Here is an 11,401-nt window from a genome sequence, read left to right as displayed (position 1 = left end):
GTCGCCGTCGCGGACCGGCCGGCGGCGGCCGCGTCGGCACGGGTGCGGCTCGCCGCCGTGGTGGACGAGGACATCGCGTGCGCGGCTGCTGCCCATCTCCTGGCCTCCGGGGAGGAGGTCCATTGGGAGCAGGGGGATGTCGTCGCCCGGGATGTACGGCGTCTGGGGGCCGTCGAGCTGTCCGTGCGCGCGCTGCGGGATCCGGACCCGGCGCTGATCCGGGGGGCGCTGCTCGAAGGGCTGCGGAGCGAGGGGCTGGGGCTGCTGCGCTGGAGCCGTGAGGCCGAGGGGCTGCGGGAGCGGCTGGCCTTTCTCCACCGGGAGCTGGGCGGGCCCTGGCCGGATGTGTCGGATGCCGCGCTGCTGGAGCGGGCGCGGGAGTGGCTGGAACCGGAGCTGTCGCGCGCCCGGCGGCGGGCGGATCTGGGGCGGATCCCGGCGGGGCAGGCATTGCAGCGGCTGATGCCGTGGGCGAGCGGTGAGGCGGCCCGGCTGGAGGAGCTCGCGCCCGAGCGGATCGAGGTGCCGAGCGGATCGCGCATACGGGTGGAGTACGGCGGGGAGCGGCCCGTGCTGGCGGTGAAGCTCCAGGAGCTGTTCGGGCTGCGGGAGACACCGGTGGTGGCGGGGGTGCCGGTGCTGGTCCATCTGCTCTCCCCCGCCGGCCGCCCGGCGGCCGTCACCTCCGATCTGGCCTCGTTCTGGAAGGACGGCTATCGGGCGGTGCGGGCGGAACTGCGCGGCCGGTACCCCAGACATCCCTGGCCGGAGGATCCGTCGGCGGCGGAGCCGACCCGCTACACCAAGGCGCGTCAGGCCAGGGCCGGGGGCGGTGGAGCCGACGCCGCCGGAGCGCGGGGTGCCGGACGCTGAGTTCTGAGCCCCCGGGGCTCGGGACTCAGGGCTCGGGACTCAGGGCCTGCGAGCCGAGACGCCGAAGTCGGCGCTGGACGGCGGGACCGGGAAGCCGGAGCCCTGGGAGCGGCCGGAGCGGGTGGGACCGGGTGGTCAGACGGGCTGGGGCCGAGGGGCGGGGCGGGCCGCCCGCCCCCGGGGGCTTCGGCCACGGGCTTCCAGCATCAGCGCCAGCGTCAGGAGCCCGCCGCCCAGAAACAGGAATCCCCATGGGAGATAGGAGGTGAGCAGCAGTACCAGCGGTCGCTGGGACTTCACCAGACCGACGGTGTGGTCCACATAGTCGGAGCGCATCTTCACATGACCGGCGAACGCGGTGACCCTGTCCCGGCCGCCCAGGAGGGTGCCGCCGCGCAGCTCCTCCTTGTGGATCTCCTCGCCGTTGACCGGGGCTCCGGTGACCGGTTCGACCCAGAACATGCGCTGGGTGGTGTACCAGCGGGTGGTGCCGGTCTCCTTCTCCAGAGTGGCGGCGTCGACGCCGGGAATGGGCATCGTCTTCGGGAAGGGGACCTTGGTCCAGGGGATCGTCTGCTCGAAGTAGTAGACCTGGAGCCCACGGAAGGTCCGGGTGCCCCTGTAGTGGATGGGGGCGGAGGTGCGGGTCTGGGCGTCGAAGTACTGGTAGTCCCGCTTCTCGGTGAGGAAGGGCCACTTGAACTCGATGCCCTCGCGCCGGACCGGGGTTCCGTCGACCGATTCGCCGGTGGCGTGGACGGGGGCCTGGCTGTGGGCGTCGAAGATATAGCGCTCGGGGATCCGGGAGACCGTCTTCCCGTCCGGGCCCTCGACATAGGAGAGGGAGTCCCAGACGACGACATCGCGTCCGGCGGTGCGTTCGATCCTCTCCGATGCCTCCACATCGCCCTTGAGGGTCTGGACGATGGTGACCTTCTCGACCTTCTCGGCCTTGAGGGTGCCGTAGTCGAGAAGGGTCGCGGGCTTCGCCTCCAGCACCGTCTCCTGGTACTGGCCGGGCGGGACCTTCGCGAGCCGGGGAAAGGCGTACCAGCGCAGCAGAGGAGAGAGTGCGGCGAAGAAGACGGCGAGGGCCAGGAGCAGGAGGCTCGCGCGGCGCTGCATGGGCCGGCCCTCCTACTTCTTGGGGCCGGGGACGGTGGTCAACAGCGGTTCGGGCGAGGTCTCTCCCGAGGGTGCGCCGACTGCCGTGACGGCGAGGATGAGAGCGAAGGCGGCGGCCAGCCCGATGGCGGCGGCGACGAGGGCGCGCATGCCCGGCCTCCCGGGGGCTCGGATCGGCAAAGACCTGATGCAGCGTCAGGATTGGGGCACCGTAGCAATCGAGCCGCGAGATGAGAACACATAGCACCGCCCCTCCGCCCGGTGGGGGCGGAGGGGCGGTGCCGGAAGGAGGCGGGAACGGTCAGGCGTCGGGCGTCGGGGAAGCGTCGGGCGTCGGGGAAGCGGTCGGCGCGGTCACCGTGAGCTCGACGGTCACAGTGGCACCGCCGAAGGCGGTGAGCCGGAGCAGATAGACGCCCGTCTGCTCGTCCGCGAAGAGCTTCGGGAGTTTCAGGGAGCCGTCCGCGCCGGTCTCGATGCCGGTGAGGGTGCGGACGGGCTTGCCGGCGGCGTCCTTGAAGTAGGGGCCCTTGCCGTTGGCCACGGGGTCTTCGGCGCTCTTGATCAGGGTGGCGGTCACTCCGACGCCGGAGGCGGCGGCGTCCTGGTAGGTGGCCTTGACGACGAGCTCCGTGAACTCCGTGCCGGCGAGCGCCGTCAGCGGTGCGTCGCCGACCCGGACCAGCTCATCGGCGGCGCGGGGGGTGACCTTCGCGGAGAAGTCCACGGGGGGCAGCTTGCGCCCGACGACCGAGGCCCGGACGGTGAACGTCCCGGTCTTCTCGCCCGCCTTGACAGCGGGCGCGACGACCCTGCCGTCAGCGTCGGAGGTGCGGACGACACCGGTCTTGCCGCCCGGGAAGCGGGCATCGGTGTTGCCGACGATGACAAAGCGCACTTCCTGCTTCGCGACGCCGCGCCCCAGGGAGTTGGTCACCCGGACAGCGGCCTGCTCGGTGAAGGCACGCCCGGCCATGCCGGTGAGCTTGCCGCTGCCCGCCTGGTGGAGACGGGCGGCGAGGTCCGATGCGGGCGGGTCGACCGGCTCCGTGGGCTTCTCCGGGTCGTCGCCCGGATCGGGCTTGGTAGGCGGATCCTCGGGCTTGGACTCGGGCTTGTCGCCCGAGCCGTTGCCTCCGCCGTTGCCGTTGCCCGACCCCGAGGAGTCCGAACCGGAACCCGAACCGGACCCGGAACCCGAGGACCCGGAGCCCGAACCCGAAGAGCCCGAACCGGAGCCGGAGGCACCCGAGTAGCCGCTGTCGGGGGTGCTGGAGTCGGGCAGCTCGCCGGTACCGTTCGGGACCTCATGGGTGCCGCGCTTGTAGTAGTCGAACCAGGAGAGGACCGTACGCAGATATTCCCGCGACTGGTTGTAGCCGAGGATCGCTCTGTCGAGATCGTCCTGTTCCCGGAGATCGCGGTCGCCGGCGCAGAGATAGCGGCCGGCGGCGAGGGCCGCGTCGTAGATGTTGTTGGGGTCCTTGCGCCCGTCCCCGTTGCCGTCCTGGCCCCAGGTGGCCCAGGTGGAGGGGATGAACTGCATCGGGCCGACCGCGCGGTCGTAGGTGGTGTCGTCGTCGTACCGGCCGTTGCGGTGTCCGAGATATTGGCGAAGCCGACACCGTTGAGAACCGGTCCGAGGATCGGGGACAGGGTGGTGCCGTCGGCGTCGACCTTTCCGCCGCGCGCCTGCCCCGACTCCACCTTGCCGATCGCGGCCAGCAGCTGCCATGGCACATGGCAGCCGGGATCCGTGGCGGAGACGGTCCGCTCCGCCTTCTTGTACGCGGCGAGGACGGTGGCCGGGATGCCCGACTCCGTCGCTCCCTTCGCCCCCTTCGCCGGGAGGTCGATGGAGCTTCCCGGCTTGTCGGGAGTCCTCAGCGGCGGAAGGTCCGTGTGATACGGGGAGTTGCCGCTGACGGGGGTGTCGGGCGTCGGCTCCGCGTCCGCGGCGCCCTGGCCCGGACTGTCGCCCCCCGCCCCCAGAGAGGCATGACTGACACCGGGCGCCTGCGAGGCGGAGAGGGCCGCGACAGCGGCGGCGGCCACCGCGGTGGTCGTGGCCCCCCTGCGCAGCCGTCGGCCGAATTGCGCTGCCATACGTCTGTTCCCTCCCCGAGAGCGGTCGTCCGCACTCCCCGGTGCGATAAAGGTGATAACTGAGGTGACCCTACGGCAACTGCCCGCCGCGGGACACCGGGCGCTGACCGTATTTCACCAATTCGCCATCACACGGACGCTCCAAATCCGGATTCGCGCCATCGCTCATACTGGCGTTATCGATCAACAGCCGATCCCGCCCGTCTGACGACCGATCGATGGCGGATCGACGGCCGATCGATAACCGATCAGTACAGGTCACTGGGGGCCATTCCGTATGCCGTTCACGCTGAGCCATGCCGCCGCGGTCCTGCCGGGCATCCGACGAGACGGGACGGCACGCGGGCCGCTTCTGGCCTCGGCGCTGGTCATGGGCTCCTTCTCACCCGATATGACATATTTCGCCGCTGGCGCGATCCCTGGGGCCATGGGGTTCGGGACGTTCACCCACGCACCACTGGGAGTACTCACGGTCGACGCGGCCATCACGGCCGCGCTGGTGGCGCTCTGGCTGCTGGTGCGCGATCCTCTGATCGCGCTGCTGCCCGCCCATCGGCAGGGCCCCGTCCACTCCTGGCTGCGGGGCAGGCCCACCGGCCTGAGCTGGCGGTTCGCGTGCTGCTTCTATCTCTCCGCAGTGCTCGGCGCGACCACGCACATCGTCTGGGACGCCTTCACCCACCACGACCGCTGGGGCACCCGTCTGATACCGGTGCTCGGGGAGACGGTGGCCGGATACGGGCTCTACACCGTCGCCCAGTACGGGTCCTCGGCGCTCTCTCTGCTGCTCCTCGGCTGGTTCGCCCGCTCGGCGGTGCGACGACAGCCCGCGCTCGCCCCTCCCCCGTCGGTGCCCACGCTCGACGGACGCGGCCGTGGGCTGGCGCTGGCATGGCTCGGCGGGTGGATGCTGGCGGGCGCCGTGCTGCGCTGCGTCCACCGGTACGTCACCCCCGGAAACCCCCCGGTGACCTCACCGCTCGACCTCATCCCCACCGCCTGCTTCGGGGCGGGAGCGGGGCTCGCGGTGGGGCTGGTGCTGTACAGCGTGGGGATGCGGCTGCGCACGACGGCGCCTGAGCGGGTCTGAGCACCGGCAGGCCGGGGCGCCCGGCCGCTGCCGCCGACCGGATGCGGGGCCCCGGCGCACCGGGGCCCCGAACGGTCAGTGCGCGGCGGACTCCCAGTCGGGGCCCACGCCCACCGAGACGTCCAGCGGCGCGCTCAGCGACGCGGCGGACGACATCTCCCGGCGCACGATCGCCTCGACCTCCTCGCGCTCGCCCGGGGAGATCTCCAGCACGATTTCATCGTGGACCTGGAGCAGCAGCCGGGAGGAGAGCCGCGCATCTTGCAGCGCCCCGTCCACCTTCAGCATCGCGATCTTGACGATGTCCGCCGCGGTGCCCTGGATCGGCGCGTTCAGCGCCATGCGCTCGGCGGCCTCACGGCGCTGCCTGTTGTCGCTGTTGAGATCGGGAAGATAGCGGCGGCGGCCCAGCATCGTCGCCGTGTACCCCGTGGCCCGGGCCTCGTCCACGACATGGTGCAGATAGTCGCGGACCCCGCCGAACCGCTCGAAGTAGGTGTCCATCAGGGCGCGCGCCTCGCCCGCGTCGATGCTGAGCTGCTGGGAGAGGCCGAAGGCCGACAGTCCGTACGCCAGCCCGTAGGACATGGCCTTGATCTTGCGGCGCATCTCGGCGTCGACCGCGGAGGTCGCCACGCCGAACACCTGGGACGCCACCGTGTTGTGCAGGTCCTCGCCCGAGGTGAACGCCTGGATCAGGCCCTCGTCCTGGGAGAGATGCGCCATCACCCGCAGCTCGATCTGGCTGTAGTCGGCCGTCATCAGCGACTCGAAGCCCGCGCCGACCACGAAGCCCCGGCGGATGGCGCGGCCCTCGTCGGTGCGCACCGGCACATTCTGGAGGTTCGGGTCGGTGGACGAGAGACGTCCGGTCGCCGCGACCGTCTGGCTGAAGGTGGTGTGGATCCGGCCGTCGGCGGCGATCGTCTTGATCAGGCCCTCGACGGTGGAGCGCAGCCGGGCCTGCTCGCGGTGGCGCAGCATGATGACCGGCAGCTCGTGCTCGGTCTGGGTGGCGAGCCAGGCCAGCGCGTCGGCGTCGGTGGTGTAACCGGTCTTGGTCTTCTTGGTCTTGGGGAGGTTCAGCTCGCCGAAGAAGACTTCCTGGAGCTGCTTGGGCGAGCCCAGGTTGAATTCATGGCCCACCGCGGCATGGGCCTCCTTCACGGCCTGCTGCACGGCGCCCGCGAAGAGCTGCTCCATGGCCTCCAGATGGGCGCGGTCGGCGGCGATGCCATGGCGCTCCATCCGGGCCAGCAGCACGGAGGTGGGGAGCTCCACCTCATGCAGCAGCTCGGCCGCGCCGACCTCCGTCAGCTTCTCGGTGAAGGCGTCGCCCAGATCGAGGACGGCACGGGCCTGGGCCATCAGGGCGTCGGCCTCGGCGTGCTCGTCGGCGCCGAACGCGAGCTGTCCGTCCGCCGCGGCCGGTGACAGCTCGCGGTGGAGGTACTCGAAGGACAGGGTGTCCAGGGCGAAGGAGCGGCGGCCCGGCTTGACGAGATAGGCGGCGAGCGCGGTGTCCATCGCGATGCCGTCGATGTGCCGGCCGTGCTCGGGGAAGACCCGCAGGGCGTCCTTGGCGTTGTGCATGACCTTCGGCCGGGCCGGGTCCGCGAGCCAGCCGGCGAAGGCCCGCTCATCGGCCTCGTCCAGCCGAGTGGTGTCGAACCAGGCCGCGTGCCCGTCCGCGGCGGCGAGGGCGACCTCGCTGACGCTGCCGGCGCCGAGCGCCCAGCTCGCGACCGTGGCCACCCCGAGGGGCTGTCCGCCGTGCTGTTCCAGCCAGGGGGCCAGCTCGCCGGCGCCGATGACCGCGCCGTCCAGCTCGACGCCCGCCTGCGGAGCCGGCGCCTCTTCCTCCCGCGCTCCGGGGTCGACCGCGAGGAGCCGCTCCCGCAGGCTCGGATTGCGGATCTCCAGGACCTCCAGGAAGCCCTTCAGCGCGGTGCGGTCATAGGGCGCCCGCGCCAGCTCGGCCACCGGCTTGGGCAGCTCCACGTCCCGGACCAGCTCGGTCAGATGACGGTTGAGCTTGACCGCCTCCAGATGGTCGCGCAGGGACTGCCCGACCTTCCCCTTGACCTCGTCGGCGCGCTCGACCAGTTCCGCGAACGAGCCGAACTGGTTGATCCACTTGGTGGCGGTCTTCTCGCCGACGCCGGGGATGCCCGGGAGGTTGTCGGACGGGTCGCCCCGCAGGGCGGCGAAGTCGGGGTACTGCCCGGGGGTGAGTCCGTACTTCTCCTGGACCTTCTCGGGGGTGAACCGGGTGAGCTCGGAGACGCCCTTGGTCGGGTAGAGCACGGTGGTGCGCTCGCTGACGAGCTGGAAGGAATCCCGGTCGCCGGTGACGATCAGCACATCGAAGCCCGCGGCCTCGGCCTGGGTGGCGAGGGTGGCGATGATGTCGTCGGCCTCGAAGCCGTCCACCGCGAACCGCACCGCGTTCATGGTGTCGAGCAGCTCGCCGATGAGCTCGACCTGGCCCTTGAACTCGTCCGGGGTCGCGGAGCGGTTCGCCTTGTACTCGGGGAAGTCCTTCGAGCGCCAGGTCTTGCGGGACACGTCGAAGGCCACCGCGAAATGCGTGGGCGCTTCGTCTCTCAGCGTGTTCGCCAGCATCGACGCGAAGCCGTAGATGGCGTTGGTCGTCTGCCCGCTCGCGGTGGTGAAATTCTCCGCGGGCAGCGCGAAGAACGCCCGGTACGCCAGGGAGTGCCCGTCCATGAGGAGCAGGCGCGGACGGTTTTCGTCTGGGGTCTTCTTCGATGCTGTCTCAGCCACGGAGACGATCCTGCCACGGACCACTGACAATGCCGTTCACACCGCCCGGCGGAGCACCGGTTGTCAGTGGTGCGTGACAGGATCGTTGTCGGGCGGCAGAAGTGTTTCGCGTACCGCCCGCGTTCACCCGGTCACGCCCCGCGACAGCGGGACGCCGGAGCCGGGAGCGCCCGTCGCCGGGATGACCGGCGGGGCGGCGTGCCCGGCGAGCAGATGCAGATGCAGACAGGGAATCCGCGCTCAAGGGGGAGCACGTCATGACCGGCAAGCCACCCGAAGGTGATCCGATCCAGGACGCGCCGCAGGTCTCGGCGCCCCTGCACGCCGCGGCGGGGCTGCCCGCCATCGGGCACACCCTCAGGATCGCCCAGCGGCAGATGGGAGTGCGGCGCACCGCCCGCACGCTGCTCAAGGTCAATCAGAAGGACGGATTCGACTGTCCCGGCTGCGCCTGGCCCGAGGCGGACCGGCGGCATATCGCCGAGTTCTGCGAGAACGGCGCGAAGGCCGTGGCCGAGGAGGCGACCCTGCGCCGGGTCACCCCCGATTTCTTCGCCGCGCATCCGCTCGCGGACCTCGCCGGGCGCAGCGGGTACTGGCTGGGCCAGCAGGGCCGTATCACCGAGCCGGTGTATCTGCCCGAGGGAGCCGACCGGTACGAGGCGGTGTCCTGGGAGCGCGCCTTCGAGATCATCGCCGAGGAGCTGACCGCGCTCTCCTCCCCCGATGAGGCGCTGTTCTACACCTCGGGCCGCACCAGCAACGAGGCGGCGTTCCTGCTCCAGCTCTTCGCGCGCGAGTTCGGCACCAACAATCTCCCCGACTGCTCCAATATGTGCCATGAGTCCTCCGGCTCGGCGCTCACCGAGACCATCGGCGTCGGCAAGGGCAGTGTCTCGCTGGAGGATCTGCACCAGGCGGATCTGATCATCGTGGCCGGGCAGAATCCGGGCACCAACCACCCCCGGATGCTCTCCGCGCTGGAGAAGGCGAAGACATCGGGCGCGAAGATCATTTCGGTGAATCCGCTGCCCGAAGCCGGTATGGAGCGGTTCAAGAACCCCCAGACCCCGCTCGGCATGATCCGGGGCGTCGCGCTCAACGATCTCTTCCTCCAGATCCGCATCGGCGGCGACCAGGCGCTCTTCCGGCTGCTGAACAGGCTGATCCTGGAGACGGAGGGAGCTGTCGACGAGGAGTTCGTACGGGAGCACACCCACGGGTACCAGGAGTTCCGGGAGGCCGCCCTGGCCACCGGCTGGGACGAGACGCTCGCCGCCACCGGGCTCGACCGGAGCGGGATCGAGCGTGCGCTGGCGATGGTGCTGGAGTCCGAGCGGACCGTGGTGTGCTGGGCGATGGGGCTGACGCAGCACAAGCACGCCGTGGCCACCATCCGCGAGGTGGTCAACTTCCTGCTGCTGCGCGGCAACATCGGCAGACCGGGCGCGGGCGTCTGCCCGGTGCGCGGCCACTCGAACGTTCAGGGCGACCGCACCATGGGCATCTTCGAGCGGCCCGCGCCCGCGTTCCTGGACGCCCTGGAGAAGGAGTTCGGCTTCGCGCCGCCGCGCCACCACGGCCTCGACGTCGTCCGCTCCATCCGGGCGCTGCGCGACGGCGACGCCAAGGTCTTCTTCGCCATGGGCGGGAACTTCGTCGCGGCCACGCCCGACACGGAGGTGACCGAGGCGGCGGTACGGCGGGCGCGGCTGACGGTGCATGTGTCGACCAAGCTCAACCGGTCCCACGCGGTGACGGGCAGACGGGCCCTGATCCTGCCGACGCTGGGGCGCAGCGACAAGGACGTGCAGGCGGGCGGGCGGCAGACGGTGACCGTCGAGGACTCGATGGGGATGGTGCACGCCTCGCGCGGCAATCTCCCTCCCGCGAGCCCGCTGCTGCTCTCCGAGCCCGCGATCGTGGCGCGGCTGGCGCGGGCGGTGCTCGGCCCGGCGTCGAAGACCCCGTGGGAGGAGTTCGAGCGGGAGTACGGGACGATCCGCGACCGCATCGCCCGGGTGGTGCCGGGCTTCGAGGACTTCAACGCCAGGATCGCCCGGCCGGGCGGCTTCGCCCTCCCGCACGCGCCGCGTGATGAGCGGCGCTTCCCGACGTCGACCGGGAAGGCCAACTTCACCGCTGCGCCGGTGGAGTATCCGAGAGTCCCCGAGGGGCGGCTGCTGCTCCAGACCCTGCGTTCGCATGATCAGTACAACACCACCGTCTACGGCCTGGACGACCGCTACCGGGGTATCAAGGGCGGCCGTCGGGTGGTGCTGGTGAATCCCCTGGACGCGGCGGAGCTGGGGCTGGCGGACGGCTCGTACACCGATCTGGTCGGTGAGTGGAAGGACGGGGTGGAGCGGCGGGCGCCCGGTTTCCGGGTGGTGTGCTATCCGACCGCGCGCGGCTGTGCGGCGGCGTACTACCCGGAGACGAATGTGCTGGTGCCGCTGGACTCCACGGCGGACGGGAGCAATACCCCGGCGAGCAAGTCCGTGGTGGTGCGGTTCGAGCCGTCGGACCGGTCAGGGGGGTGATCTCGACGCCCCTGACCACGGTCCCACGGCACGATCGATCAGAAACGGCCTAAGCGTCTGCTCAGGTATCTGGTAAGACGGTGCACACAGCATGCAACTCGATCGGATCGGAGCCTGGCCCATGGGCGAGCAGTCAACCGTGAAGTTCCCTCAGGAGGTCGTCGACGAGTACGCCGAGCTCGGCGTGGATCTGCCCGCGCTCTTCTCGGCTGGGCATCTGGGCGAGCGCATGGGCGTCCGGATCCTGGAGGCGTCGGCGGAGCGGGTCGTCGGCGCCATGCCGGTGGAGGGCAACACCCAGCCGTACGGGCTGCTGCACGGCGGGGCCTCCGCCGTGCTGGCGGAGACCCTCGGCTCGATCGGCTCGATGCTGCACGGCGGGGCCGCCCGGATCGCGGTGGGGGTGGATCTGAACTGCACCCACCACCGGGGGGTGCGTTCGGGGATGGTCACCGGCGTCGCCACCCCGGTGCACCGGGGCCGTTCCACGGCCACCTACGAGATCGTGATCACGGATGAGCAGGAGAAGCGGGTGTGCACCGCGCGGCTCACCTGCCTGCTGAGGGAGGCTCCCCCCACGGGCCCGGCACAGATACAGCGCGAGGGCTGACCGCCCCCGGGCGCCGACGGATCGCCTCCGGCCCGGACGCGCCCATGAGCCCGGGGAGCCCCGTCGGCCTCCCCGAGCGCCTACGGATCGCTTCCGGCCCGGACTCGCCCACGGGCCCGGGGAGCCCCGTCGGCCTCCCCGGGCATCGCCCCGCACCCGATCGGCCCCGGTCCGCGCCCGCCCCGGCCCATCGCCCGACCCGCACCCGGTCGGTCCCGCCCCGGCCCCGCCCCGCGCCCGACGGCTCAGGACGCCCCAGGCTCGCCC

Annotated in this window: 7 protein-coding genes and 1 pseudogene; 4 read left to right on the top strand and 4 right to left on the bottom strand. The window is 71.2% G+C overall.

Features of this window, described 5'->3' with window-relative positions; all coding sequences use genetic code 11:
- On the top strand, positions 1–873 hold an 873-nt coding region (locus FF041_RS01925; protein WP_323390968.1), incomplete at its 5' end, for an ATP-dependent helicase C-terminal domain-containing protein.
- Between the two features lie 135 nt (positions 874–1,008).
- On the opposite strand, the gene FF041_RS01920 is transcribed toward FF041_RS01925, so the two are convergent.
- The 3 genes and pseudogenes from FF041_RS01920 to FF041_RS01910 all read right to left on the bottom strand — a co-directional run bounded on the left by FF041_RS01920 (position 1,009) and on the right by FF041_RS01910 (position 4,104).
- The gene (locus FF041_RS01920) at positions 1,009–1,998 is read right to left on the bottom strand and encodes a DUF3068 domain-containing protein (RefSeq protein WP_153520728.1); all 990 of its coding nucleotides are present in this window, start codon (positions 1,996–1,998) and stop codon (positions 1,009–1,011) included.
- Between the two features lie 12 nt (positions 1,999–2,010).
- Positions 2,011–2,148 carry an SPW_0924 family protein gene (locus FF041_RS01915; protein ID WP_153482148.1) on the bottom strand — a complete coding sequence of 46 codons (138 nt, stop codon included), beginning with the start codon at positions 2,146–2,148 and terminating at the stop codon, positions 2,011–2,013.
- 151 nt (positions 2,149–2,299) lie between these two features.
- Positions 2,300–4,104 (bottom strand): annotated as a pseudogene (locus FF041_RS01910) (lytic transglycosylase domain-containing protein).
- 277 nt (positions 4,105–4,381) lie between these two features.
- Between FF041_RS01910 and FF041_RS01905 the strand changes: the two are divergent.
- A complete protein-coding gene (locus FF041_RS01905) occupies positions 4,382–5,194 on the top strand; it encodes a DUF4184 family protein (RefSeq protein ID WP_153520727.1) in 813 nt (270 codons plus the stop codon).
- Between the two features lie 75 nt (positions 5,195–5,269).
- On the opposite strand, the gene polA is transcribed toward FF041_RS01905, so the two are convergent.
- Complete coding sequence (polA, locus tag FF041_RS01900; protein ID WP_153520729.1) at positions 5,270–7,924, bottom strand: DNA polymerase I; 2,655 nt, start codon at positions 7,922–7,924, stop codon at positions 5,270–5,272.
- Between the two features lie 314 nt (positions 7,925–8,238).
- Here polA and FF041_RS01895 point away from each other — a divergent pair, with 314 nt between their 5' ends.
- Together FF041_RS01895 and FF041_RS01890 are read left to right on the top strand one after the other, a co-directional pair.
- The gene (locus FF041_RS01895) at positions 8,239–10,524 is read left to right on the top strand and encodes an FdhF/YdeP family oxidoreductase (RefSeq protein WP_153520726.1); all 2,286 of its coding nucleotides are present in this window, start codon (positions 8,239–8,241) and stop codon (positions 10,522–10,524) included.
- 121 nt (positions 10,525–10,645) lie between these two features.
- Entirely contained in the window at positions 10,646–11,134 is a 489-nt protein-coding gene (locus tag FF041_RS01890) for a PaaI family thioesterase (protein ID WP_153520725.1), read from the top strand.
- Positions 11,135–11,401 lie beyond the last annotated feature (267 nt).

It is taken from the genome of Streptomyces jumonjinensis (genome assembly GCF_009600885.1).
Taxonomy (GTDB): domain Bacteria; phylum Actinomycetota; class Actinomycetes; order Streptomycetales; family Streptomycetaceae; genus Streptomyces; species Streptomyces jumonjinensis.
This window is presented reverse-complemented; position numbering and strand designations above follow the sequence as displayed.

Coding starts and splice junctions, on each gene's coding strand:
- FF041_RS01890 (WP_153520725.1), top strand. CDS start 10,646: ATGGGCGAGCAGTCAACCGTGAAGTTCCCTCAGGAGGTCGTCGACGAG.
- FF041_RS01895 (WP_153520726.1), top strand. CDS start 8,239: ATGACCGGCAAGCCACCCGAAGGTGATCCGATCCAGGACGCGCCGCAG.
- FF041_RS01920 (WP_153520728.1), bottom strand. CDS start 1,998: ATGCAGCGCCGCGCGAGCCTCCTGCTCCTGGCCCTCGCCGTCTTCTTC.
- FF041_RS01915 (WP_153482148.1), bottom strand. CDS start 2,148: ATGCGCGCCCTCGTCGCCGCCGCCATCGGGCTGGCCGCCGCCTTCGCT.
- polA (WP_153520729.1), bottom strand. CDS start 7,924: ATGGACGGGCACTCCCTGGCGTACCGGGCGTTCTTCGCGCTGCCCGCG.
- FF041_RS01905 (WP_153520727.1), top strand. CDS start 4,382: ATGCCGTTCACGCTGAGCCATGCCGCCGCGGTCCTGCCGGGCATCCGA.